The sequence below is a fragment of the Enterobacter cloacae complex sp. SHL020 genome, from assembly GCF_049236945.1.
Classification (GTDB): Bacteria; Pseudomonadota; Gammaproteobacteria; order Enterobacterales; family Enterobacteriaceae; genus Enterobacter; species Enterobacter dykesii.
In genome coordinates this window covers 351794-375218 of record NZ_JBMKJF010000001.1, presented here as the reverse complement: position 1 = coordinate 375218, position 23425 = coordinate 351794, and the positions used below count along the sequence as shown (strand labels likewise).

At 56.3% G+C, this 23425-nt stretch carries 25 protein-coding genes; 20 read left to right on the top strand and 5 right to left on the bottom strand.

Features of this window, described 5'->3' with window-relative positions; genetic code table 11:
* Positions 1 to 21: 21 nt before the first annotated feature.
* Together marA and marR are read right to left on the bottom strand one after the other, a co-directional pair.
* Positions 22 to 402: an MDR efflux pump AcrAB transcriptional activator MarA gene (marA, locus tag ACOTZB_RS01765; RefSeq protein WP_008502237.1), complete on the bottom strand. Its 381-nt coding sequence runs from the start codon at positions 400 to 402 to the stop codon at positions 22 to 24.
* A 20-nt stretch (positions 403 to 422) separates the two neighbouring features.
* Positions 423 to 857 (bottom strand): multiple antibiotic resistance transcriptional regulator MarR, encoded by a 435-nt coding sequence (gene marR, locus ACOTZB_RS01760; RefSeq protein ID WP_032647191.1) that lies wholly within the window; start codon positions 855 to 857, stop codon positions 423 to 425.
* A 255-nt stretch (positions 858 to 1112) separates the two neighbouring features.
* On the opposite strand from marR, the gene ACOTZB_RS01755 reads away from it, so the two are divergent.
* Entirely contained in the window at positions 1113 to 1778 is a 666-nt protein-coding gene (locus ACOTZB_RS01755; protein WP_047653291.1) for a MarC family NAAT transporter, read from the top strand.
* A 42-nt stretch (positions 1779 to 1820) separates the two neighbouring features.
* Here the strand turns inward: ACOTZB_RS01755 and ACOTZB_RS01750 are convergent, their stop codons facing one another.
* Complete coding sequence (locus ACOTZB_RS01750) at positions 1821 to 3017, bottom strand: sugar transporter (protein WP_196349985.1); 1197 nt, start codon at positions 3015 to 3017, stop codon at positions 1821 to 1823.
* Positions 3018 to 3194: 177 nt separating this feature from the next.
* On the opposite strand from ACOTZB_RS01750, the gene ACOTZB_RS01745 reads away from it, so the two are divergent.
* The 3 genes from ACOTZB_RS01745 (at position 3195) to ACOTZB_RS01735 (ending at position 5369) form a co-directional block, all read left to right on the top strand.
* Positions 3195 to 3983: a PhzF family phenazine biosynthesis protein gene (locus ACOTZB_RS01745; RefSeq protein ID WP_421626349.1), complete on the top strand. Its 789-nt coding sequence runs from the start codon at positions 3195 to 3197 to the stop codon at positions 3981 to 3983.
* Between the two features lie 27 nt (positions 3984 to 4010).
* Positions 4011 to 4802 (top strand): PhzF family phenazine biosynthesis protein, encoded by a 792-nt coding sequence (locus tag ACOTZB_RS01740; protein WP_421626348.1) that lies wholly within the window; start codon positions 4011 to 4013, stop codon positions 4800 to 4802.
* A gap of 84 nt (positions 4803 to 4886) precedes the next feature.
* Positions 4887 to 5369: a GNAT family N-acetyltransferase gene (locus ACOTZB_RS01735; protein WP_421626347.1), complete on the top strand. Its 483-nt coding sequence runs from the start codon at positions 4887 to 4889 to the stop codon at positions 5367 to 5369.
* Here ACOTZB_RS01735 and ptrR read toward each other — a convergent pair.
* Positions 5323 to 6201: a putrescine utilization regulator PtrR gene (gene ptrR / locus ACOTZB_RS01730; RefSeq protein WP_033145537.1), complete on the bottom strand. Its 879-nt coding sequence runs from the start codon at positions 6199 to 6201 to the stop codon at positions 5323 to 5325. The genes ACOTZB_RS01735 and ptrR overlap by 47 nt on opposite strands.
* Before the next feature lie 98 nt (positions 6202 to 6299).
* Here ptrR and sad point away from each other — a divergent pair, with 98 nt between their 5' ends.
* From sad to ACOTZB_RS01685, 9 genes are all read left to right on the top strand, one after another.
* Complete coding sequence (gene sad / locus ACOTZB_RS01725) at positions 6300 to 7688, top strand: succinate-semialdehyde dehydrogenase (RefSeq protein ID WP_421626346.1); 1389 nt, start codon at positions 6300 to 6302, stop codon at positions 7686 to 7688.
* Between the two features lie 132 nt (positions 7689 to 7820).
* Positions 7821 to 9410, top strand: coding sequence for a methyl-accepting chemotaxis protein (locus ACOTZB_RS01720; protein ID WP_421626345.1), 1590 nt, complete (start codon positions 7821 to 7823; stop codon positions 9408 to 9410).
* Between the two features lie 62 nt (positions 9411 to 9472).
* Positions 9473 to 10399, top strand: a complete 927-nt coding sequence (glsB, locus tag ACOTZB_RS01715; RefSeq protein WP_023311792.1) for a glutaminase B — start codon at positions 9473 to 9475, stop codon at positions 10397 to 10399.
* Entirely contained in the window at positions 10399 to 10755 is a 357-nt protein-coding gene (locus ACOTZB_RS01710) for a DUF4186 domain-containing protein (RefSeq protein WP_047060875.1), read from the top strand. Before glsB ends, ACOTZB_RS01710 begins: the two co-directional genes overlap by 1 nt.
* Before the next feature lie 113 nt (positions 10756 to 10868).
* Positions 10869 to 12305, top strand: a complete 1437-nt coding sequence (locus ACOTZB_RS01705; protein WP_421626344.1) for a sensor domain-containing diguanylate cyclase — start codon at positions 10869 to 10871, stop codon at positions 12303 to 12305.
* Between the two features lie 119 nt (positions 12306 to 12424).
* Entirely contained in the window at positions 12425 to 13390 is a 966-nt protein-coding gene (locus ACOTZB_RS01700; RefSeq protein WP_193807116.1) for a sensor domain-containing diguanylate cyclase, read from the top strand.
* Positions 13391 to 13472: 82 nt separating this feature from the next.
* On the top strand, positions 13473 to 14000 hold the full coding sequence (locus ACOTZB_RS01695; protein WP_421626343.1) for a GNAT family N-acetyltransferase: 528 nt from the start codon (positions 13473 to 13475) through the stop codon (positions 13998 to 14000).
* A gap of 118 nt (positions 14001 to 14118) precedes the next feature.
* Entirely contained in the window at positions 14119 to 15570 is a 1452-nt protein-coding gene (locus ACOTZB_RS01690; RefSeq protein WP_193807112.1) for a tagaturonate reductase, read from the top strand.
* A gap of 200 nt (positions 15571 to 15770) precedes the next feature.
* Positions 15771 to 16685 carry a bestrophin family protein gene (locus ACOTZB_RS01685; protein ID WP_421626342.1) on the top strand — a complete coding sequence of 305 codons (915 nt, stop codon included), beginning with the start codon at positions 15771 to 15773 and terminating at the stop codon, positions 16683 to 16685.
* Here the strand turns inward: ACOTZB_RS01685 and ACOTZB_RS01680 are convergent.
* Positions 16673 to 17221, bottom strand: a complete 549-nt coding sequence (locus ACOTZB_RS01680; RefSeq protein ID WP_193807111.1) for a GNAT family N-acetyltransferase — start codon at positions 17219 to 17221, stop codon at positions 16673 to 16675. The two genes, ACOTZB_RS01685 and ACOTZB_RS01680, sit on opposite strands and share 13 nt — an antisense overlap.
* Before the next feature lie 134 nt (positions 17222 to 17355).
* Between ACOTZB_RS01680 and ACOTZB_RS01675 the strand changes: the two genes are divergently transcribed.
* The 7 genes from ACOTZB_RS01675 (at position 17356) to ACOTZB_RS01645 (ending at position 23423) form a co-directional block, all read left to right on the top strand.
* Entirely contained in the window at positions 17356 to 17943 is a 588-nt protein-coding gene (locus ACOTZB_RS01675) for a hypothetical protein (RefSeq protein ID WP_421626341.1), read from the top strand.
* 9 nt (positions 17944 to 17952) lie between these two features.
* On the top strand, positions 17953 to 18423 hold the full coding sequence (locus ACOTZB_RS01670; RefSeq protein WP_421626340.1) for a GNAT family N-acetyltransferase: 471 nt from the start codon (positions 17953 to 17955) through the stop codon (positions 18421 to 18423).
* Between the two features lie 12 nt (positions 18424 to 18435).
* Positions 18436 to 18876: a GNAT family N-acetyltransferase gene (locus ACOTZB_RS01665; protein ID WP_421626339.1), complete on the top strand. Its 441-nt coding sequence runs from the start codon at positions 18436 to 18438 to the stop codon at positions 18874 to 18876.
* A gap of 145 nt (positions 18877 to 19021) precedes the next feature.
* Entirely contained in the window at positions 19022 to 20017 is a 996-nt protein-coding gene (locus tag ACOTZB_RS01660; RefSeq protein ID WP_257831959.1) for an alpha/beta fold hydrolase, read from the top strand.
* A 44-nt stretch (positions 20018 to 20061) separates the two neighbouring features.
* On the top strand, positions 20062 to 20802 hold the full coding sequence (locus ACOTZB_RS01655; RefSeq protein ID WP_421626338.1) for a response regulator: 741 nt from the start codon (positions 20062 to 20064) through the stop codon (positions 20800 to 20802).
* A complete protein-coding gene (locus ACOTZB_RS01650) occupies positions 20799 to 22097 on the top strand; it encodes an ATP-binding protein (RefSeq protein WP_421626337.1) in 1299 nt (432 codons plus the stop codon). The genes ACOTZB_RS01655 and ACOTZB_RS01650 overlap by 4 nt, the downstream gene beginning before the upstream one ends.
* 135 nt (positions 22098 to 22232) lie before the next feature.
* Positions 22233 to 23423, top strand: a complete 1191-nt coding sequence (locus ACOTZB_RS01645; RefSeq protein WP_421626336.1) for a cytochrome c biogenesis protein/redoxin — start codon at positions 22233 to 22235, stop codon at positions 23421 to 23423.
* Positions 23424 to 23425 lie beyond the last annotated feature (2 nt).

Sequence of the window (23425 nt, the reverse complement as noted above, 5' to 3'; positions counted from 1 at the left end):
TTACGTCTTTACAGGCGATGATTAGCTACAGTGTTTTAACGGATACAGGTATCGGGATTCGCCCGGCACGCTGGTGATTCGGTACTTATGAGGCGGCACGTCAAAATAGTTCTTGAAGGTACGCGTCAGGGTTTGTTGCGATTCAAATCCGTAACGCTCCGCCAGATAAAGGATCGGCTCATTGCTTTCTTTCAGTTTCTGGGCAATTTCCGTCAGCTTGCGGCTGCGAATGTATTGACCTAATGAATGACCGGTCTCTTTTTTGAACATCCGTTGCAGGTGCCATTTGGAGTAACCTGAACGCTCTGACACTTTTTCAAGGGAGAGCGGCGATTCCAGGTTATCTTCGATCCAGTCCAAAATGCTATGAATGGTGATAGCGTCAGTATTGCGTCTGGACATCGTCATACCTCTTTTTCTGTTTACGGCAGTATTTTCTTCAGCAAAAGCTCAAGGGTTGCCACTTCATCTGCCGTTAAGTTTTTTGTTAGTTCCTGATGCAGTGTTTGTCCTACTAATTGATGACATTGCTCGCACATGTCAGCGCCATCGCTGGTCAGCTTCACCAGTACGCCGCGTTTGTCATTCGGGTTAGGGCTTCGTTCTATCCATCCTTTGCAGACGAGACGATCGAGCATGCGGGTTAACGCACCCAGATCGACAGAGAGCACCTTTTTCAGCTCAACCGGCGTGATACACACTTCGCAGCGAATGGAACACAGCACTTTGAACTGTGTTGCGGTGATATCCAGCGGTGACAGATAGTCATTGAGCAGGCGATCTTTTTTCTGATTTACCATATGAATAAGACGACCCAGCGGAACAACGTCGTTAAAGATATCACTGGTGCTTTTCACAATGGTTGCCCTGGCAAGTAGTTAGTCACGGCAGATATTATTGCTCAGGCAAGTATAAGTCAACTGAATGAATCAGCCGATGCCACGAATTGCTAAAACGTTTCATGAACTTTTTTTGAGGTCTTTCAAATCATATAGATAACTGTCAGTTATCATTCCGGGAGGGAAATAATCCTTACATTGTGACCATGGCTGAATGTCGCACTTTCACCCTATAATTGCTGGGTTAAATATGGATAAGGACGACAACGCACTATGTTGGATTTAATAAAAGCAATCAGTCTTGGGCTGGTGGTCTTGCTGCCGTTGGCAAACCCGTTAACGACGGTGGCGCTGTTCCTCGGGCTGGCAGGGAATATGAACAGCGCCGAGCGCAACCATCAGTCGATGATGGCCTCCGTGTATGTGTTTGCCATCATGATGGTGGCTTACTACGCCGGACAGGTGGTGATGAACACCTTCGGGATCTCCATTCCCGGCCTGCGTATCGCCGGGGGGCTGATTGTGGCCTTTATTGGTTTCCGCATGCTGTTCCCGGCGCAAAAAGCGCATGAGTCGCCGGAGGCCACGCACAAGTCCGAAGAGCTGGAAACCGAACCGAGTGCGAATATCGCCTTTGTGCCGATTGCCATGCCGAGCACGGCGGGGCCGGGTACCATCGCGATGATCATCAGCTCCGCCTCAACGGTGCGGGACAGCGCGACCTTCCCGGACTGGGTGCTGACGGTTGCGCCGCCGCTCATCTTTGCGATTATCGGGGTTATCGTGTGGGCGTCGCTGCGCAGCTCCGGCGCCATCATGCGCTGGGTAGGCAAGGGCGGTATCGAGGCGATTTCCCGTCTGATGGGCTTCTTACTGGTCTGTATGGGCGTGCAGTTTATTATTAACGGCGTGCTGGAAATTATTAAGACCTACCATTAAGTCATTGCCGGGTGGCGTTGCGCCACCCGTCACAAACAAGCCTCACCCGTGCTGACCCTGTTCCTCCAGCGCCACCGGCCATTTACGGAAGATGAGCACCGACCAGACCAGCGCCACCAGGGCCGGAATGGCGCCGAGATAGCCAATCGCCGACATTGATACGTGCAGTATTACCTGATTTCCCACCAGCGCGCCCGCGCCAATCCCCAGATTGAAAATCCCTGAGAACAGCGACATGGCGACGTCCGTTGCATCCGGTGCCAGGGCCAGGACTTTCACCTGCATGCCCAGACCAATAATCATGATCGCCACGCCCCAGAACAGGCTGAGGATCGCCAGATGGCTTTCACTGCCTGCGGCAGGCATCAGCAGCAGCAGGCAGGCCAGCAGCAGACCGATAGCGCAGCTCACCAGCGTCGACGCATGCCGGTTACCCAGCTTACCGAACAGCACGCTGCCAATAATGCCCGCTCCGCCGAGGATCAACAGCAGGACGGTGGCAAAGCTGGCGCTAAAGCCCGCCACCACCTGAACAAAGGGTTCAATGTAGCTGTACGCCGTGTAATGGGCCGTCACCACAATAACGGTAAGCAGGTAGATACCCAGCAGCGCCGGGCGACGCATCAGCAGCGGCAGGCTTTTCAGCGAGCCGGAATGTTCGCTCGGCAGCGCGGGCAGCAGCTTAATCAGGCACACCAGCGTAACCAGCGCGCCCATGCCGATGGCGAAGAACGTCGTGCGCCAGCCGAAGTATTGCCCCACGATGCGGCCAATCGGCAGACCCAGCACCATCGCCAGCGCGGTACCGGTGGCAATCAGGCTCAGCGCCTGGGCGCGTTTCCCAGCCGGTGCGAGTCGAATAGCCAGCGATGCGGTGATCGACCAGAACACCGCATGGGCAAAGGCAATGCCGATTCGGCTAATGACCAGCACCGTAAAATTCCACGCCATAAACGACAGGACATGGCTGGCGATGAACAACACAAACAGACCGATCAGCAGCCTGCGCCGCTCCATCTGGCTGGTCAAAAGCATAAACGGCAGGGACATCAGCGCCACAACCCAGGCGTAGATGGTCAACATAATGCCCACCTGAGCCGTTTCCATCTGGAAACTTTCAGCGATGTCAGACAACAGCCCAACCGGAACAAATTCTGTGGTGTTAAAAATAAACGCGGCAATGGCCAGCGTGACCACGCGTAGCCACGCAACCCTGCGGGAAACTGTGTTCGTTGTCATAGGGATGTCGGAGATTCGTTGCTGAAAAGAAGAGGAGACGATCTTAAAACGTTGAACGGCGAAAACTCAACCATTATGTGACGCAGATCGCAATATTTACCTTATGAAAGCGGTAGCCGGGAACGCCGTTTTCATTGAATATAAAAGAACAACACAATAAAAACAGGCGGTAAGACAATGCAGGAGATTGATTTTTATCTGGTAGATGCGTTCAGCGATACCTCGTTTGGCGGCAATCCGGCCGCCGTTTGCCCGCTTAAGGAATGGTTACCCGATGAGACCTTACTGAAAATGGCGCAGCAGCATAATCAGTCGGAAACGGCTTTTTTCGTCTGCAGTAAAGGGGGCATTGAGCTACGCTGGTTTACCACGCTTACCGAAGTCAATCTCTGCGGCCACGCTACGCTGGCGGCCGCGCACGTGCTGTTTACCGAGCTGGATTACCCGGATTCGCGGATTCACTTTGATACCGCCTCTGGCCGCCTGACGGTCAGCCGGGAGGGGGAGTGGATGACGCTGGACTTCCCGGCATGTCCAACCCATGAAGAGACACCCCCGCCGGAGATGCTCTCGGCGCTGGGTATCAGCCGCTACGTCGAAGCCCGTAAAGGGCGCGCCTGGCTGATCGTTCTGGACAATCGCCAGCAGGTTGAAGCGCTTGCGCCGCGCTTCTCGGCGATGACGCCAGGCGAGCATAAGGTGAGCGTTACGGCACGCGGAGAGGGGGAATATGATTTTGTCAGCCGCTTTTTCTCACCGGGCGTTTCCGTCCCGGAAGACCCGGTCACCGGCTCCGCACATACCATGCTGATCCCGTACTGGAGCGAAAAGCTGGGCAAAACCACGATGTTTGCCCGTCAGGTTTCCGCGCGCGGCGGCGATATACGCTGTGAGCTGAAAGGTTCGCGCGTGCTGATGAGCGGGCAGGCCGCGCTTTATCTGAAAGGCACAGTTTTTCTGCGCTAAAAACCCATAACAAGAGAGGAAGAGACAATGCAGGAAATTGATTTTTATCTGGTGGATGCCTTCAGCGATAAAACCTTTGGCGGCAACGCCGCAGCGGTATGTCCTCTGGAAGAGTGGCTGCCGGACGAAACGCTGCTCAAAATGGCGCAGCAGCATAACCAGTCTGAGACCGCCTTTTTCGTGCGCACCGACGGCGGGTTTGAGCTGCGCTGGTTCACCACGCTGTATGAAATTAACCTGTGCGGTCACGCCACGCTTGCCGCATCGCACGTCATTTTCGAATACCTTGATTATCCGCATACCGAAATCACCTTCACCACCCGCTTCGTGGGCGATCTGACCGTCAAGCGCAGCGGCGACTGGCTGACGCTGAACTTCCCGGCGTGGTCAACGGAGGTTGTCGAGAACCCACCTGCGCTGCTGTTTAGCGCGCTGGGCATCACGGAGGCAAAAGAGGTGCGCGTCGGACGCGATTACATGGTGGTGCTGGCGAGCCAGCAGCAGGTTGAAGCGTTAACGCCGGATATTGGGGCCATGCTTCCGCTGGATAAAATGGTCTGCGTGACGGCGCCGGGCGAAGAATATGACTTCGTCAGCCGCTTCTTCTGCCCGGGCGAAGGGGTGCCGGAAGATCCGGTCACCGGATCCGCCCACAGCATGCTGATCCCTTACTGGAGCGAAAAGCTGGGCAAAACGTCACTCAATGCCCGCCAGGTGTCATACCGTGGCGGGGATTTGCGCTGCGAGCTGAAGGGCGACCGCGTGCTGATTGGCGGGCAGGCGACCCTGTACCTGAAAGGGCGAATCTTCCTGCGCTAGCTGAGAGACGCGCTATAAGTTAATACTATGAACCACCCCAGCAGGCCTGAGCTATGTTGATATAAAAACAGCAAGGAGCCTGCCATGTATTCCATTACCTCTGAATCTGCACGTCATCCGGACATTCTCAACCTGATCGCGGCGCTTGACCGCTACCAGAGCGAACTCTATCCCGCCGAAAGCAATCATCTTCTCGACCTGTCCGCGCTGCCGGAAGCCTCGCTGATCCTGATGGTCATTCGTGACCAGCAGCTGCACGCCGTAGGCTGCGGGGCCATCGTGCTCAACGGCGACGGAACGGGGGAGATGAAGCGGGTCTATATCGATCCGGCTCATCGCGGGCAGCATCTCGGCGAGACGCTGCTGGCCGCTCTGGAAGATGAGGCCCTGAGCCGCCATTGCCACACGGTAAGGCTGGAGACGGGCATTAAACAGCGCGCCGCGGTTCGCCTGTACGAGCAGTGCGGGTATGATTTGCGGCCGGCGTTTGCCCCGTACGCTAACGATCCGCTCAGCCTGTTTATGGAGAAGGCGCTGGTTGAAGACGTTCGTTTAGCAGCGCTATAAAGGCTTCCAGCTGGCGGGTCATCGCCCCGCGCCGCCACACCAGCCAGGTAGTGAGCCAGCGCCAGTTTTCCGCCAGCGGCCAGGCTTCAACCTGATGATGTCCCGGCATACTCTCCAGCATCGAGCGCGGCATCAGCGCGATACCCGCGCCCGCAATGACGCAGGCGAGCATGCCGTGATAGGACTCCATCTCATGAATGCGGCCGGGCGTGGCTCTGTCCGCATGAAACCAGCTTTCCAGATGTCGACGGTACGAGCAGTTTGCGCGAAAGGCGTAAACGTCGCTGCCGCTGACCTGCGTGGCGCGGGCGACCTCCGCATGACCGGCAGGCGTGACCAGCATCATCTCTTCCCGGTAGACCGGCATGCCCTCCAGCTCCGGGTGCGACAGCGGCCCGTCGACAAAGGCGGCGCTGAGGGTGCCCTCCAATACGCCATCAATCATCGTCCCGGAAGGCCCGGTAGAAAGGGCAAACTGAATGCGCGGATAGCGCTGGTTAAACTGCGCCAGCGTTTCGGGAATGCGCACCGCGGCGGTGCTTTCCAGCGCGCCGAGGGCAAATAACCCCTGCGGCTCATCACCCGCGACGACCATGCGCGCTTCATCCACCAGGGCGAGGATCTGCCTGCTGTAGCGCAGGAAGTTATGCCCGGCTGGAGATAAGCGCAAACGCTGGTTCTCACGAATAAACAGCTCAACGCCAAGATCGGCTTCCAGCTGGCGGATGCGGGTCGTCAGGTTGGACGGCACGCGATGCACCTTCTGCGCCGCCTGGGTGATGCTGCCCGTCAGCGCGACGGCGTTAAACATTTCAAGCTGGGTTAAGTCCATAGCATTCTCGTTTCGTGAATAAGGTGGTTAGTATTATTCATTTTTAAGAAATAGCAGAGTGAGCCACAATCAATCAACCGAAATGCGTGGAGAACATCATGAAATATTCATCTGCTACACATGCCCTGTCCGTTAACCCGGCAACGGGGGAAACTCTCGGCGCCGTTGCCTGGGCGACGCCGGAAGAGGTTGAATGCGCGATTGCTCAGTCTGACGCGGGATATCGCCTGTGGCGACGCGAAAGCGTGTCCAATCGTGCGCAGAAGCTTCGCGATCTCGGCGCAGCGCTGCGAAACCGCGCAGAAGAGATGGCGCAGACCATCTCCCGTGAAATGGGGAAACCCATCCTGCAGGCGCGGGCGGAAGTGGCAAAATCCGCGGGTCTGTGCGACTGGTACGCCGAGCACGGTCCGGCGATGCTGCGTGCGGAGCCTACGCTTGTGGAAAACCACAATGCGGTCATTGAATACCGTCCTCTGGGGCCGATTCTCGCGGTGATGCCGTGGAACTTTCCGCTCTGGCAGGTGCTGCGCGGCGCGGTGCCGATTCTGCTTGCAGGTAACAGCTATCTGCTTAAGCATGCGCCAAACGTGCTCGGCTCTGCGGAGCTGATTGCGCAGATCTTTGCGGATGCCGGTTTCCCTGAAGGCGTATTCAGCTGGGTGAACGCCACCAATGACGGCGTAAGCCAGGCGATTAACGATCGCCGTATTGCGGCGGTGACCGTCACCGGCAGCGTGCGTGCCGGTGCGGCCATTGGCGCGCAGGCAGGAGCCGCTCTGAAAAAATGCGTGCTTGAGCTGGGTGGCTCCGACCCGTTTATTGTTCTCAACGATGCCGACCTGGATCTTGCCGTGAAGGCGGCGGTGGCGGGGCGCTACCAGAATACCGGGCAGGTGTGCGCGGCGGCCAAACGCTTCATTGTGGAAGAGGGGATTGCGGATACCTTTACCCGCCGCTTCGTCGATGCCGTCGCCGCGTTAAAGATGGGCGCGCCGGAAGCAGAAGAGAATTACCTGGGCCCGATGGCGCGTTATGACCTGCGCGATGAGCTGCATCAGCAGGTGCAGGCCACCCTGGCCGAAGGGGCAACGCTGCTGCTGGGCGGAGAGAAAATCAGCGGAGAGGGGAATTATTACGCGCCAACCGTGCTGGCGAACGTCACCCCGTCGATGACGGCGTTTCGCCAGGAACTGTTTGGTCCGGTCGCGGCCGTGACTGTCGCAAAAGACGCGGAGCACGCCCTGGCGCTTGCCAACGACAGCGACTTTGGCCTGTCCGCCACCGTCTTTACCGCTGACGCGGCGCTTGCGGATAAATTCTCCCGCGAACTGGAATGCGGCGGCGTGTTTATCAACGGCTTTAGCGCCAGCGACGCGCGCGTAGCCTTCGGCGGCGTGAAGAAAAGCGGCTTTGGCCGCGAGCTTTCCCGCTTTGGTTTGCACGAGTTCTGTAACGTGCAGACGGTGTGGAAGGATCGCGTGTAGTTTTTCACCCGGCGGCACCCGCCAGTGATTTCGGCCCTCATCACGAGGGCCGTTGTCATTTATCTGCAATGGTTCTGTCATTTTCATTTCGTAGACTCGCACGCGTCTAACGCATTGTAAATGAAGATAATTATGAACCTAACGCAAATTTTTCGCCGTATTGCGCAGCGTCTCACCCCTCGTCACTTTGGCCTGCTGACGGGTATCTTTTGCATTATTGGCCTTTTCTCCGCGCTGCAGCTCTCCTCCTCATTCCTGCTTAACGCCTCCCTGAACGACGCCCAGCGCAACGAGCAGCAAAACCTGCTGGCCTGGCAGCAGCAGAGCAAGCTGGATCTGGCTCGTGTTTCCCTGCTGGCGGCAAGCGATCTGCTTAACCGCTCCGGCGTCTGGTTTATGCAGGATAAAGAGACCGGATCCGACGGGAGCTGGCATAGCCTGATGGACGATGCGCAAAAGGCGCTGACGGTTTCTCAGCAGGCGTGGAAGGCCTGGCTGGCGCTGAATCCGCCGAAAGACGACGCCCTGGTGAACAGCTATCAGCTTTTTTACGGCGCGATCAACGAGCAGGCTGAAGCTCTGATTAAGACCAACACCATCGACGCGTTTTTTGCCGTACCGGCTCAGGCGTTTCAGTCTGATTTTAACGACAACTATGCGCGCTATCAGCAGGCAAGCGAGAAGCAGGCCATGCAGGGGCGTCAGAGCCTAATGGCGCAGCTCTCCGGCCTGCAAACGTTGTTCCTGTTTGCGCCGGTGCTGTTGCTTGCCATCGCGGCTGTCGTCTGGTTCGGCATGTCCAGATGGGTGATTACGCCGCTGCGTCGGTTGATAGCGCATATTAACCGGCTGGCGGCAGGGGATCTCTCCGGCACCCCGCCGAACGTCATGCGCTTTAACCGGGAGATAGGTCAGCTTAGCGACAGTATAGCGACTATGCAGCACGGTCTGCAGCAGCTGGTGACGCAGGTGAGCCATGCCACCGCCACGATGGTGGAGAACATTGACTCCCTTGCGCAGGGTAACCAGAAGCTGTATCAGCAGTCAGCGCGCCAGGCAAAAGAGCTTGAGGATGTGACGGCGCATATTGCGGCGCTGGAAAGCCATGTGGAAGGGAATACCGGCTATGCCAGGCTCGCCAGCTCGCGGGCCGATGAGGCGCGTCAGGCGGCCGTGGGCGGCGACCGAATGATGTCTACCGTGAATGCGTCTATGCAGGCGATCGTCGACCGATCTTCTGAGATGCGCGGGATCGTGGCGATGATCGACAGCGTGGCGTTTCAGACCAACATCCTGGCGCTGAATGCCGCCATCGAGGCGGCCCATGCCGGAAACCAGGGGCGCGGCTTTGCCGTCGTCGCCAGGGAAGTCGGGCTTTTGGCCAGAAAGAGCAGCCACTCGACGCAGACCATTCAGGAGCTGATCAACCGCTCGCTGCAGGGCATTGAAGACGGTTCCCGCGCCGTTAACCTGATGGAAGAAAATCTGCAGCAGGTCACCGGTCTGGTGGGCAATTTAAGCAGTTTGCTTAATGAGATCTCAACCGCCACGCTCAGCCAGGGAGACAGTATTCACCAGATGACGCGCCAGCTTCAGGCGCTGAATCAGGTCTCCCGTCAGACGGACCTGCTGGTCTCAGACGCCTCGGATGCCTCTGAGCGGCTGCAAAAGCAATCCGATCTTTTATTGCAGTCCGTTTCGCGTTTTCGTCTTAGCGCCTGACGCAATACATAAGCCTCTGTTATACTCGCAGCCCGTTTTAGCCTGAGGGCAAGGAGCAAAGTGTGGCTGCGGTCATCCATAATGAGATGTTGGACGAGATTCTGGCGCAGGTTCGTCCGTTAATTGGAAAGGGGAAGGTTGCCGACTATATTCCGGCCCTTGCCTCGGTGAGCGGGAATAAGCTGGGGATTGCTATCTGTACCATCGACGGACAGCGATACCAGGCAGGCGATGCGACTGAGCGTTTTTCCATTCAGTCCATTTCGAAAGTGCTGAGTCTGGTTGCGGCGATGCGCCAGTATGAAGAAGAAGAGATCTGGCAGCGTGTCGGTAAAGATCCTTCCGGCCAGCCTTTTAACTCGCTGCTTCAGCTCGAGATTGAACAGGGTAAACCGCGAAATCCCTTTATCAATGCCGGAGCGCTGGTGGTCTGCGATATGCTGCAAAGCCGCCTCAGCGCACCGCGCCAGCGAATGCTGGAGATTGTTCGCCAGCTCTCGGGCGTTGACGATATTGCCTATGATGCGGTGGTGGCACGCTCGGAGTTTGAACACTCCGCCCGTAACGCGGCTATCGCGTGGCTGATGAAATCCTTTGGTAATTTCCACAACGACGTGGCGACCGTGCTGCAAAACTACTTCCATTACTGCGCCCTGAAAATGAGCTGCGTTGAGCTGGCCCAGACGTTCCTGTTCCTTGCGCACCAGGGGCACGCGCCGCATCTCGATCAGGAGGTGGTTTCTCCGCTTCAGGCCCGGCAGGTTAACGCGCTGATGGCCACCAGCGGGATGTATCAAAACGCCGGTGAGTTTGCCTGGCGCGTTGGACTTCCGGCTAAATCGGGCGTCGGCGGCGGAGTCGTGGCGATTGTACCGCATGAAATGGCGATAGCCGTCTGGAGCCCGGAACTGGATGAAACGGGAAATTCACTTGCCGGGGTGGCGGTTCTGGAGAAACTGACCCAGCGCCTGGGACGTTCCGTATACTGATGTCCGATCTGGATCCTCTCTTTTCCCGCCTGGCGCGATCGACATTTCGCTCGCGCTTTCGGTTAGGCGATAAGGAACGACAGTACTGCTGGGACAAAGGCCCCGAAACCATTGACCGGCACGCCGCGGATTTTGTCGAAAAGCGCCTGGCGCCCGCGCACCCCGCAAACGACGGTAAACAGACGCCTATGCGCGGACATCCGGTGTTTATCGCCCAGCACGCCACCGCCACCTGTTGTCGGGGCTGTCTGGCAAAGTGGCACAACATTCCACAGGGTGTAACGCTCACGGCGCCGCAACAAAATTATATCGTCAGCGTTATCCACCACTGGCTGGTGCTGCAGATGAACGCCTAAATTTGACGAGTTATGCTCCAGTGGTATTTGTGTTATAGATGCATCCCAAGTTAGTCCAGATCGTGCTGACGACCGCAATAATTGCCATAAGCTCTCATATGGAATGATATTTAATGCGTTCTGCTCTTACCGCTATCAGGCCGTTCCAGGTTGACACGCCGCTGCGAAATGCAACGACGATCTTCATCCTCACCACCTTATTCTATTTTGTGGGCGCGGAATTACGGCTCATTGAGGCCCTGTCGCTGTTCTGGCCGCTGAATGGCGTCATGGCAGGGATCTTCGCCCGCTTTGTTTATCTGAATCGACTGCATTACTATGCGGTATGTTATGTCGCGATGCTGTTGTACGACGCGGTAACGACCAACTGGGGGTTGGCCTCAGTGACGATCAACCTGTCTAACATGATCTTTATCGTCGTTGTCGCCGTGCTGGTTCAACGCGACAAGCGGCTGATGAAGAAAACCCCCGATCCGCTTAACGCATTACGCCTGTTTAACTACTGTCTGATTGCCGCGCTGCTTTGTGCCTTGCTCGGCGCCGTGGGATCGGTGGGGATTGATAGTCATACCTTCTGGCCGCTGTTTGCCGACTGGTTTAGCGAGCAGTTCTCAACCGGCGTGCTGGTGGTACCGTGTATGCTCACGATAGGCATGCCCGTGCGCGAATTCAGGTTACGTCTGGAGCAGCTGCTGCCGGTAATTGCGCTGATCGTCTCGGTGGTCGCGTCGGTGGTCATCGGCGGCGCGGGGAGCCTCTCATTTCCTCTGCCTGCGCTTATCTGGTGTGCGGTTCGCTACTCATTGCCGGCGACCTGCCTGCTGACGTTTGTCACGGGCGCCACTGAAATTATTCTGGTCGCCAACTCGATTATTAATATTGCCGTGGCGACGCCGTTTACGACGCCAATGATGTTTTCTGCCCGGCTGGGGATCGCCACGATGGCGATCTGCCCGGTGATGGTTTCCGTCAGCATGGCGGCGATTAATTCTCTGATCCGCCAGGTTTCACTGAGGGCTGATTATGACTTCTTAACGCACGTCTACTCGCGTTCCGGGCTTTATGAGGCGTTAAAGCATGAAGAAAGCTACCGGCACACGCGTTTTTTGACCGTCATGCTGCTGGATATTGATTATTTCAAAAGCATTAATGATAACTACGGCCACGAGTGCGGAGACCGCGTGCTGGCGTCGTTTGCCCGACAGGTGCAGCAGGTCGTCGGTGAAGACGGCATGGTGGCGCGCATGGGCGGGGAAGAGTTCGCCGTGGTGGTCAATTCAGGCGACGCGCAGCACGGTTTTGAACTGGCTGAACGTATCCGATCCACCGTGGCCAGCCATCCTTTTACATGGCGTCACCAGACGCTCTACTTGACGGTCAGCATTGGCCTCGGCAGCGGAAAGGCCGAGTCATGGCAGTTGACCGAGGTCTTCAACAAGCTCATGGCCGAAGCGGACGATCATCTCTATCGTTCCAAAAAAGCGGGTCGAAACCGTACCAGCGCCCGGGTGGCGGACGAGCACATTGCCGCCTCCGGGAGTGAAACATAGCTGCGTTAATCGTCATAAGGCATTGACGTGAATAGTAAGCGGCTTAACAGGCTGTCAGAACGCTGACAATGTCTCTGTTTAAGCTACGCTTTTAGTAACGCTTTACGTCAGGAGACATTATGAAAGCACCTGCAACCCCTGAAAATGAAACGGACAGACTCAACTCGCTAAGAGAATCAGGTCTGCTTGAGATCGACAGTTCCCCGGCGTTTGACCGCTTAACGCGTCTGGCAAAACGCTTCTTCCAGGTGCCGCTGGCGATGGTCAATCTCATTGATGAGCATTCGCTGATCGTTAAGTCGGCCGACGGTCAGGCGCCCGGCAGCGTTCCGCGTAATATCTCATTTTGTGGTCATACGATCCTCACCGAAGCACCGCTGGTAGTGGGAGATATGCTTCAGGACGATCGTTTTGCGGATAACCCGCTGGTGGCCGGTGAGCCTCGCGTGCGGTTTTACGCGGGCTTCCCGCTGCGCCTGCGCGACGGCGCAAGCGTTGGCTCGCTGTGCCTGATTGATTACGCTCCCCGCGAGTTTTCTGCCGCCGACCTCGCCGTGCTGGGAGACCTTGGCGCGCTGGCTGAGGATGAATTTGCTGCCATCAGCGCGGCGACCACCGATGAATTGACCGGGTTATTCAACCGTCGGGGCTTTAATCAGCTCGTGCGGTTCACGCTTTCCGTTGCCCGGCGTCGCGCTGAGCCGCTCACGCTCGGCTGGCTGGATTTGGATCGCTTTAAGGAAATTAACGATCGCTTCGGGCATGAAGAGGGGGATAAGGCGCTGAAAGCGATGGCACAGCTGATGCGCGCCTCTTTCCGTGAAGCGGATCTGCTGGTGCGTTTCGGCGGGGACGAGTTTGCCGTGCTGTTCGCGGATACGGATGAGCAGGGCGCCTGGATTGCCATGCAGTATCTTGCCGAGCAGGTAGAAAATTATAACGCCCGCAGGCTACATCCCTGGTCGCTCCGTTTCTCGTGGGGGCTCAGTGAATTCGATCATAATGGCAACGACCTGCAGCAGTGGTTAAAAGATGCCGATGAAAAGATGTATGCCATGAAACAGCAGCGTCAGCGCGCCCGGTAACATAACAAAAGCGTATGTCCGATCCGTTTGCGTTAAGAAGATGTTAAATGCACAGTGACGGTATTCAACGTAAGGAAAAACAATGAATACCTCACTGCAAATCAAAAACCTCACCCGCGACGAAATTCTCACCCACCTAGATGCGCTGGCCGGGATCCTCGAAAACTGTGTGAACGGCGGGGCATCCGTCAGCTTTATGCTTCCCTTCAGTCTGGATAAGGCTCGTTCATTCTGGCTCGGCATTGCCGAAAGCGTCGCGCGAGGCGAGCGGCTGGTGCTGGCCAGTATCGACCCGCAGGACGGCGTCATCGGGACGGTGCAGCTGATCGTCGACCAGCCGGAAAACCAGCCGCATCGCGCCGATGTGGCGAAGCTGCTGGTTCACGAGAAAGCGCGCCGGAATGGTGCCGCGATGGCATTGATGGAAGCGCTTGAAGCGGAGGCGCGGGCCAGAGATATTTCGGTTCTGGTACTCGATACCTCCACCGGCAGCGGCGCCGAGACGTTCTACCAGCGTGCCGGCTGGCAAAAAGTGGGGGAGATCCCGCGCTATGCCCTGATGCCGGACGGCGCCATGACGGCCACGTCCGTGTTCTATAAGTTCTTATGATTTTTTTGTACAACTACACCGTGGATTGATCAAAACAGGGTTTCTGGTCGTTAAGTTTTGATAAGTTATCGTACCAATCTTATCAGGCTGTATGACTAATCATAAAAGGAACCCTCTTGTGAACACGCTCAACCGTCGTGAGTTTCCCGGTGCTCAATACCCGGAACGCATTATTCAGTTTGGTGAAGGCAACTTCCTGCGTGCGTTTGTCGACTGGCAAATTGACCTGCTAAATGAACATACCGATCTTAACGCCGGAGTGGTGATCGTTCGTCCTATTCAGAGCGACTTCCCGCCGTCGCTGAACACTCAGGATGGTCTCTATACCACAATCATTCGCGGCCTGAACGGGCAGGGTGAAGCGGTGAGTGAGAGCCGTCTTATCCGCTCGGTTAACCGGGAGATCGACATCTATGGCCAGTATGATGCGTTCCTGAAACTGGCGCACAATCCGGATATGCGCTTTGTTTTATCGAACACTACCGAAGCGGGTATCAGCTACCACGCGGGGGACAGATTCGACGATGCTCCTGCGGTGAGCTACCCGGCGAAGCTGACGCGACTGCTGTTTGAGCGCTTTAGCCACTTCAACGGTGCGGCGGATAAAGGCTGGATCATCATTCCGTGCGAGCTGATTGATTACAACGGTGACGCATTGCGCGAACTCGTCCTGCGCTATGCCCGGGAGTGGGCGCTGCCTGCCGCCTTTATTCAGTGGCTAAATAACGCCAACAGCTTCTGCTCGACGCTGGTCGACCGTATCGTGACCGGTTACCCGCGCGATGAAGCGGCCACGCTGGAGGCTGAACTGGGTTATCACGATGGTTTTCTGGATACGGCTGAACATTTCTATCTGTTCGTTATCCAGGGGCCGGCATCCCTTGCGCAGGAACTCCGTCTGGATAAGTACCCGTTGAATGTGCTGATTGTCGACGACATCAGGCCCTACAAAGAGCGCAAAGTCGCAATCCTGAACGGTGCGCATACGGCGCTGGTGCCGGTGGCATTCCAGGCAGGGTTAGAGACGGTTGGCGAGGCGATGAATGATGCCGAGATCTGCGCGTTTGTCGAAAAAGCGATTTATCAGGAGATCATTCCGGTCCTCGATCTGCCGCATGATGAGCTGGAATCTTTCGCCAGCGCGGTAACTGGGCGTTTTCGCAATCCTTACATCAGACACCAGCTGCTTTCCATTGCGCTCAACGGCATGACTAAATATCGCACCCGCATCCTGCCGCAGCTGCTGGCAGGGCAGAAGGCAAGCGGACAATTGCCTCCGCGTCTGACGTTCGCGCTGGCTGCATTGATGGCGTTTTATCGCGCGGAGCGTAACGGGGAGAACTATCCGGTGCAGGATGATGCATTCTGGCTGGAACGTTATCAGCAGCTCTGGGCGCAGCACCGTGATCGGCAGTTGAGCACCCGTGAGCTGGTGCAGTCCGTACTGAGCGTGAGCGAGCATTGGGAACAGGATCTGACGCAAATCTCCGGTCTCGTCGACCAGGTGACCCTGGACCTGGATGCTATTCTGCTGAAGGGAATGCGCGCAGCGGTGAAACCTCTTTGCTAATGACGTCACCCGGCTTCGGCCGGGTTTAACTACGACTTATGTTAGTTACAACATACTATTGGGTCTTTTTTTAAAACAACATGCAGCACCGTGCGGTTATCGCCAGGCAGGTCATAAAATTCAATGTTTCGTTAACATGCTTGCAACGGTGAGGGAGATCACGTTTAATAGCCACGCTCTTTTCCTTCCTGAAACTCACTATGATTGTTCGTCCTAAACAGCACTGGCTACAACTGATTTTTGTCTGGCACGGTTCAGTACTTCCCAAAATCTACACGCGACTGCTGCTCAACTTCCTGCTTTCTATCGCCGTTATTCTGATGCTGCCGTGGTATACCTCGCTGGGCATCAAATTTACCGTCGCGCCATTTAGCATTCTCGGCGTGGCGATCGCTATTTTTCTCGGTTTCAGAAACAACGCCTGTTATTCGCGCTACGTTGAGGCTCGCCTGCTGTGGGGGCAGTTGATGATAGCGGCACGCTCGCTGTTTCGCGAGGTAAAAAACACCTTGCCTGACGATAAGCACCTGGGTGAATTTGTCCGCCTGCAGATAGCTTTTGCCAACTGCCTGCGCATGACCCTGCGCCGGGACCTGAACGCGGAACAGCTCTCTCGCTATCTTGCTCCGGATGATTTACGCCACGTGATGAGCGCCAACTCGCCGGCGAACCGTATTTTACTGATCATGGGGGAGTGGCTGGCCGTGTGGCGGCGTAACGGGCAGCTTTCAGACATCCTGTTCCACAGCCTGAACAACCGTCTGAACGATATGTCCATCGTCCTCTCCGGCTGCGAGCGCATTGCCACAACGCCGGTGCCGTTTGCCTATACGCTGATTTTGCACCGAACGGTCTATCTGTTCTGCATCATGCTGCCGTTCGCGCTGGTTGTAGATCTGCACTACATGACGCCGTTTGTCTCGGCGCTGATCTCCTACACCTTTATCTCGCTGGACACCCTGGCGGAAGAGCTGGAAGACCCGTTCGGCACAGAAGATAACGATCTGCCGCTGGACGCCATCTGCAACATGATGGAACGCGATCTGCTGCAGATGAACGATGAAGAGAACATTCCGGAAAGGCTGATGCCGGATAAGTATTATCAGCTGACCTGACGGGCGTTCCACTCGTCGCGGGTGATTTCCCACAGCTCGGAATCCAGCATGCCGCTGACGTAGGCTTTCTTTTCCGTCCTGATAAGCCGCATGCCGCTACTGTCTGAAATACGCCGGGAGCGGCTGTTTGCGGCGGCTTTCGGGGCGCGTAATACGGGTTTGTTTAGCGTATTGAACCAGTAATCCGTCGCGGCAATGCTGGCCTCACGCATGTATCCCTGGCCCTGAAACTCCGGCGCCAACCAGAATCCACGGTTGTTATCTTCGACGTCATACAAACAGATAATACCCATCAACTCATCCGGCACCTCGCGACGACGGATGCTCCAGAACCAGGCGATCCCTTTTGCCATATCCGGCAGCGCCACGTTGTTGACATAGTTTTCTGCGCCGTTGTCCGGGTAGGGCCAGGGTACAGAAGAGACCATATAGCGGACGATCTCCCAGCGCGGATAAAGCGTTTGAATCTGGGCCGCATCTTCGGCAACCAGCGGTTTTAGCAGCAAGCGTTCTGTCGTGAGCGTCGGTATCGTCATCCGCGGATCTCCCTATTTAGGCGTTATGCTTTTGTTTGCGTTCTGGTATTTTCATCTCTATCACATTCAGTTGAGGCGCGCTGGGTTTATTCCCTACCAGAAATGGGCATCCTTTCTTTAATGGCAAAATATTGATGAGCTTTGTGTCTCTTTTAACCGGACGGGTATTCCAGGATCTCCTGCAGCATGGCAAAGAGATAGAGGAGGCTATTGCTCATCGTGATACCCGTCTCTTGAATTATTCCACGCCAGAGCTGGAACGGTTTTTTTCGCGTCCTCTCAGGGAGCTTCCGCGTCAAAATCCTTATCCGGTAGCGGTGCTGTTACCTCTGTTTTTAGTGGCGTTTGCGTTAAATCTTCTGCCTTTTCTCAGCGCGTTGCAGGGGTTGTCACCCTTACATCATGCATTGAGCTTTTTCGTACCATCATTGACGATGACAGGCGCGCTCATTGTGATAAGCATACTCCTGGCTCGTGGGAAGACGTCGGGATTGTTGGGGTTTAGGTCGTTGTTCATCATTCTGTTGATAACGATCCTCGTTCAGGTTTTAAATATCCTGCTTTCGCGTGACGGAGACCTTTGGCCGCTGGTCATCGCATCCTTCGCACTGTTATTTTGTCGGTTGGTGATGAACAGCAGTGGCTTTGTGCTATTTACGCTCTATTGTCGTACTCAGCGTCTTGCCAGACTGGCACGGGAAATGCGGCTAAAAAGCCACTAAAGGAGGATTATGACGTTACGAAAAGCTAACCCGCAGGAAGCCGAAATACTCTGGAATATTCGCAATCAGGCGATTCGTCACGGCTGTAAAACCAGTTACGACGACGACGTCATTGCGCGCTGGACGCCGGATCTCATGCCCGAACGCTATCGGCAGATGGTCATTGAATACCCTTTTTACGTGGTGGAAGATGAAAAGGGCGACGTTGCGGCGACCGGCTATCTGGATCTGGATACCCACTGTCTGGAGGCGATATTCACCTTGCCCGCGGCCTTCGGTAAAGGCATGGCGACCCGAATTATCGAGGCGCTCAAAAATGAAGCCCGTAGCCGGGGGATTACCCGCCTGAGGCTGGATGCAACCCCTAACGCCCAGTCGTTTTATCAGAAACTGGGGTTTGTGACGCTGAGCGAAACCTATCATCACTCGCGTATGGCAGGGGCTGATTTACGCTGTTTTGAAATGGCGATCGACTTGTAATGTGAGGAACACATGGCTGTCACGGTAAGACCTCTATGCGAAGACGATTACTCCCAATGGCGACCGCTTTGGGATGGTTATGCACATTTTTATGATTGCTACCTCGAGGAATCCGTCACCGCATCGACATGGGAAAGGGCGCTCTCAGCGCATTCGCAGATGTTCTGCCGCGTGGTAGAGAAGGACCAAAAGGTCATCGGTTTCGTGATGTGCATTCTGCACGAAGGAACCTGGTCAACGGCCCCCATATGCTATCTGGAAGATCTGTTTGTTGATGCCGACGAACGCGGGGCGGGTGCCGGTAAGGCGCTCATTGATGCTCTGATTGAGGAAGGCAAGCGCGAAGGGTGGTCAAAACTGTACTGGGTCACCCGGGAGAATAACCCGGCGCGTAAACTCTATGACAAATATGGTGAAGCTGACGATTACGTCCGCTATCGCCTCTCCCTTTAAGGCGACAACGCCTGTGTTTGTATCACACTGTATCAGCGTCGCTGATACATACACAGGCTTGCAATAAACCCGCATTAGCACATATCCGCTATACATTGCCGTGTTGTTATATCCCCGTGAATTGTACTCAACCGGAGATACCAACATGTTTAGCAAACTCGCGTACTCAACTCTCGCACTGACCGTTTCACTTGGCACAGTGATGTCCTGTCAGGCCGAAGTCACCGGCACAACTTTCGCGGCAGCCTTCGATCGTCCGCAGCAAATCAACGCCGGCGATTTGAACGTCGGTTATGTCGACATCGGCCCGAAAAACGGCCAGCCGGTAATTTTACTGCACGGCTGGCCCTACGATATTCACAGCTACGCCGAGGTCGCACCCGCGCTGGCGGCAAAAGGCTACCGGGTAATAGTGCCGTCTCTTCGCGGCTACGGCACCACGCGCTTCCTGTCAGCCAAAACGCCGCGCAACGGCCAGCCTTCAGCCATGGCGAAAGATATTGTGAACCTGATGGATGCCCTGAATATTAAGCAGGCGGTATTTGCAGGATATGACTGGGGGGCCCGTACGGCGGATATCGTTGCGGCGCTGTGGCCAGAGCGCGTTAAGTCACTGGTGTCGGTGAGCGGGTATCTCATCAGCAGCCAGCAGATTGGCAAACAGCCGCTGCCGCCAAAAGCGGAGCAGCAGTGGTGGTATCAGTTCTATTTCGCCACCGCGCGCGGTGCTGAGGGCTATGCCAAAAACACGCATGACTTCGCGCGCTTAATCTGGTCTCAGGCCTCGCCTGACTGGAAATTTAGCGATGCCGTTTTTAACGCCAGCGCCAAATCGCTCGATAACCCGGATCACGTCGCCGTGACGCTCAGCAACTATCGCTGGCGTTTAGGGCTGGAAAAAGGCGAACGCAAATACGACAGCTACGAGCAAAAACTGGCCACGCTGCCGAATATCACCGTTCCAACGATCACCATCGAAGGCGGGAACAACGGTGCGCCGCATCCGGCTCCGCAGGCCTACGCGGGTAAATTTACCGGTAAATATGAGCATCGTACCTTCGGGGCAACCGTGGGGCACAATCCGCCTCAGGAAGATCCGCAGGATTTCGTCAAGGCCGTCGTTGACGCTGACAAGCTCTGAAATGTGCTATTTTCAGTACGTTACCCTTCGGTCTGGAGATTTCGGTGGAGCATATTGATCATATCCTTGTCGTCGATGACGACAGGGATATTCGTGAACTGATTGTTGATTATCTCGTTAAGTCTGGCTATCGCGCGACGGGCGCGGCCAACGGTAAAGAGATGCGCGTCGTGCTGGATAAACAGCATATCGACCTGGTGGTGCTGGATGTCATGATGCCCGGCGACGACGGGCTTACGCTGTGTCGAGAGCTACGCGTCGGGAAATATAAAGATCTGCCCATCCTGATGCTGACGGCGCGCAACGAGGAGACGGACAGGATCCTGGGTCTGGAGATGGGCGCGGATGACTACGTGGTGAAGCCGTTTGTCGCCCGCGAACTGCTGGCGCGTATCAAAGCGATTTTACGGCGTTTTCGCACGATGCCGCCCAATCTGCAGGTGACAGAAGCCGGGCGGCTGGTGATGTTCGGTGAATGGCAGCTCGATACCGTTGGCCGTCACTTAATCGACCCGGAAGGGGTGATCGTCGCGCTCAGTGGGGCGGAGTATCGCCTGCTGCGCGTTTTCCTGGACCATCCTCAGCGGGTGCTGACCCGCGATCAGCTGCTCAACCTGACGCAGGGACGCGACGCCGAGCTGTTTGAACGTTCTATCGACCAGCTGGTTAGCCGCGTTCGCCAGCGTCTGAATGAAGATGCCCGCACGCCCGCCTATATCAAGACCGTGCGCAGCGAGGGCTATGTGTTTACCATGCAGGTCACCATCAAAGAGGCTAACGAATGACGCTCTGGCCTCGCTCGCTGCTGGCCCGTTTGCTGCTCGTCGTGCTGTCCGGCCTGCTGCTGGCTAACGGCCTGAGCCTGACGCTGGTCATGATTGAACGAATGCACAGCGCCAGAACGGTGATGCTCGGCAATCTCGAAAACGACGTCGCAACCAGCGTCGCCATTTTAGACCGCTTACCGGCCAGCGAACGCGCGGCCTGGCTGCCGCGCCTCGAACGGGGTAACTACCGCTATATTCTGGGGCCTGGAGAGCCCGGCAACGCGCCGACGGATAAGCGTTCGCAGGACGCCATCCGAACCTTAAAAGCGACGCTTGCGACACAGTATCCGCTCAGCTTTACCGCCGTTCCTGGTGCCTTTTCACACATCCAGGCGCATCTGACGCTGCGCGACGGCGCGCCGCTGACCATTGACCTCATCCCGCGCATGCCGCCGGTCGCCAGCTGGCTGCCCGTTGTGCTGATCCTGCAGCTGCTGCTGCTGGCCGCGTGCGCCTGGATTGCCGTGCGGCAGGTGGTGCGGCCTTTTTCACAATTTACCCGCGCGGTGGATTCGCTGGATCCGGCGGCCAGCACGCCAATGACGGAGAAAGGGCCGCTAGAAGTGCAGCGTGCAGCGCATGCCTTCAACGCCATGCAGGCGCGGATTCAGTCTTATCTCCGGGAGCGCGCGCAGATCCTGGCGTCCATTTCTCACGATCTCCAGACCCCGATTACCCGCATGAAGCTGCGCGTCGAGATGGCAGGTGAACCTGAACTTCGCGACAAGCTCCTGAATGATCTTGATAGCATGAAGCGTCTTGTTCGCGAGGGTATTGCGTATGCCCGGTCATCAGAATCGCTGGAAGAGACCCCGCTGAAGCTGGAGCTGAACGCCTGGGTCAACAGCATCGCCTGCGATTATCAGGACATCGGTAAAAACGTGCAGTTTCAGGCAGGCGAAGCCCGTTTACCGATCGTTACGCGTCCCCAGGCGCTTCGTCGGGTGATGACCAACCTGCTGGATAACGCCCTTAAGTTCGGTGAGCATGCCGTTATTGCCATTGATAATTCGTCTTCCGAAGAGGTGGTGATTCACGTTGTGGACGACGGGCCGGGAATACCCGAAGCCGAGCTGGAGGCGGTTCTGCAGCCGTTTTATCGGGTTGAAACCTCGCGTAATCGCGATACCGGCGGGACAGGACTCGGCCTGGCGATTGCCGCGCAGCTGACCGCACAGCTGGAAGGAAAGCTCAACCTGACGAACCGGGACGGAGGCGGGCTAGATGTTTCCATTACGCTACCGCGCCGTTAATTGTACGGCTTTGTATCTCCCGGCCCGGGCGATACAGAGCCAGACAAAACCTGCTTTTTTACACATATCCTGAACACATCCGCACGATGAAATAGCCTCACTGCAGCGTCGCAGGACTTGTATTGTGAGGTTTCTATGTTTCTGGTAATCGCTTTTCTGGGCGGGATGATAAGCCTGCTCAGCCCATGTACGCTCCCGGTTATTCCACTTCTGTTCGCCGGCTTTCAGGGACAACGACGACATATTCTGGCCCTGCTCGTGGGGATGATCGTGATGTTCACCCTGGTGGCGATGGCCGTCACCGTCGCCAGCGAGTGGATCGCAGAGGCGACCATTGTCGGGCGCTGGATCGCCCTCGTTATTCTGGCCACGGCCGCACTGGCCTTAATTTTTCCGTCATTCGCCCAGCGTATTGCGGGTCCGGCCGTCAGCGCGGGCAATATACTCAACGCTCAAAGCGGGCAAACGCGCGGTATGGCATCGGCTTTTCTGTCCGGGCTTGCGGTGGGGCTACTCTGGTCTCCCTGCGCCGGTCCCATACTGGGCGCCATTTTCAGCATTAATATCGCCGGCCACTCGGCCATTGCGACGGGCGCGCTGCTGGCTGCCTACGGCAGCGGATGCGCGCTGATGCTGAGCCTGCTCGTTTTCGGCGGCCGCACGCTGATGGCGCCGTTAAGAGCTAAATCGGCGCTGATGGAAAGGCTGCGGCAGGGGGCGGGCGTGGTGATGCTGGCAGCTGTCGTATTTAATGCGACAGGAATGACCTCGCTTCTGAAAGGAGCAAACGGCGTTGCAGACCGTCTGGAGACTACACTTTTGACGCTGGCGAAACCCACAACCGCGCCAGTGAAGCTTCAGCCGGTCGTGATGACAGAGCCCAGCAGCCAGCTACCTTCGTTAAGCGGTGGAACAGGGTGGATTAACGGTGACCCTGTCACGTCTGAATCCCTGCGAGGGAAGGTGGTGTTGATTGATTTCTGGACGTGGGATTGTATTAATTGCCAGCATACTCTTCCGCACGTGCGAGACTGGGCCAGGAAGTATCAGTCGCAGGGGCTAGTCGTGATTGGGGTTCACACGCCTGAATACCCCTGGGAAAAACCGCTCGCCTCGGTGAAAAACGCGGTAAATAAATGGCAACTGCCGTACCGGGTTGTGACGGATAACAACTATCAAATCTGGAACGCTTTAAGGAACCAGTACTGGCCAGCGCATTACTATTTCGATGCCAAAGGCCAGCTACGCTATACCGCCTTTGGCGAAGGAGATTATGCGCAGCAGGAAAAGGTTATTCAGCAGCTGCTGAAAGAAGCCCGGTCATAACC

What these genes read in the sequence shown, in the direction of transcription:
- marA (WP_008502237.1), bottom strand. Translation starts at nt 402, where the DNA reads ATGTCCAGACGCAATACTGACGCTATCACCATTCATAGCATTTTGGAC.
- ACOTZB_RS01755 (WP_047653291.1), top strand. Translation starts at nt 1,113, where the DNA reads ATGTTGGATTTAATAAAAGCAATCAGTCTTGGGCTGGTGGTCTTGCTG.
- ACOTZB_RS01750 (WP_196349985.1), bottom strand. Translation starts at nt 3,017, where the DNA reads ATGACAACGAACACAGTTTCCCGCAGGGTTGCGTGGCTACGCGTGGTC.
- ACOTZB_RS01745 (WP_421626349.1), top strand. Translation starts at nt 3,195, where the DNA reads ATGCAGGAGATTGATTTTTATCTGGTAGATGCGTTCAGCGATACCTCG.
- ACOTZB_RS01740 (WP_421626348.1), top strand. Translation starts at nt 4,011, where the DNA reads ATGCAGGAAATTGATTTTTATCTGGTGGATGCCTTCAGCGATAAAACC.
- ACOTZB_RS01735 (WP_421626347.1), top strand. Translation starts at nt 4,887, where the DNA reads ATGTATTCCATTACCTCTGAATCTGCACGTCATCCGGACATTCTCAAC.
- ptrR (WP_033145537.1), bottom strand. Translation starts at nt 6,201, where the DNA reads ATGGACTTAACCCAGCTTGAAATGTTTAACGCCGTCGCGCTGACGGGC.
- sad (WP_421626346.1), top strand. Translation starts at nt 6,300, where the DNA reads ATGAAATATTCATCTGCTACACATGCCCTGTCCGTTAACCCGGCAACG.
- ACOTZB_RS01720 (WP_421626345.1), top strand. Translation starts at nt 7,821, where the DNA reads ATGAACCTAACGCAAATTTTTCGCCGTATTGCGCAGCGTCTCACCCCT.
- ACOTZB_RS01710 (WP_047060875.1), top strand. Translation starts at nt 10,399, where the DNA reads ATGTCCGATCTGGATCCTCTCTTTTCCCGCCTGGCGCGATCGACATTT.
- ACOTZB_RS01705 (WP_421626344.1), top strand. Translation starts at nt 10,869, where the DNA reads ATGCGTTCTGCTCTTACCGCTATCAGGCCGTTCCAGGTTGACACGCCG.
- ACOTZB_RS01700 (WP_193807116.1), top strand. Translation starts at nt 12,425, where the DNA reads ATGAAAGCACCTGCAACCCCTGAAAATGAAACGGACAGACTCAACTCG.
- ACOTZB_RS01695 (WP_421626343.1), top strand. Translation starts at nt 13,473, where the DNA reads ATGAATACCTCACTGCAAATCAAAAACCTCACCCGCGACGAAATTCTC.
- ACOTZB_RS01685 (WP_421626342.1), top strand. Translation starts at nt 15,771, where the DNA reads ATGATTGTTCGTCCTAAACAGCACTGGCTACAACTGATTTTTGTCTGG.
- ACOTZB_RS01680 (WP_193807111.1), bottom strand. Translation starts at nt 17,221, where the DNA reads ATGACGATACCGACGCTCACGACAGAACGCTTGCTGCTAAAACCGCTG.
- ACOTZB_RS01675 (WP_421626341.1), top strand. Translation starts at nt 17,356, where the DNA reads ATGAGCTTTGTGTCTCTTTTAACCGGACGGGTATTCCAGGATCTCCTG.
- ACOTZB_RS01670 (WP_421626340.1), top strand. Translation starts at nt 17,953, where the DNA reads ATGACGTTACGAAAAGCTAACCCGCAGGAAGCCGAAATACTCTGGAAT.
- ACOTZB_RS01665 (WP_421626339.1), top strand. Translation starts at nt 18,436, where the DNA reads ATGGCTGTCACGGTAAGACCTCTATGCGAAGACGATTACTCCCAATGG.
- ACOTZB_RS01660 (WP_257831959.1), top strand. Translation starts at nt 19,022, where the DNA reads ATGTTTAGCAAACTCGCGTACTCAACTCTCGCACTGACCGTTTCACTT.
- ACOTZB_RS01650 (WP_421626337.1), top strand. Translation starts at nt 20,799, where the DNA reads ATGACGCTCTGGCCTCGCTCGCTGCTGGCCCGTTTGCTGCTCGTCGTG.
- ACOTZB_RS01645 (WP_421626336.1), top strand. Translation starts at nt 22,233, where the DNA reads ATGTTTCTGGTAATCGCTTTTCTGGGCGGGATGATAAGCCTGCTCAGC.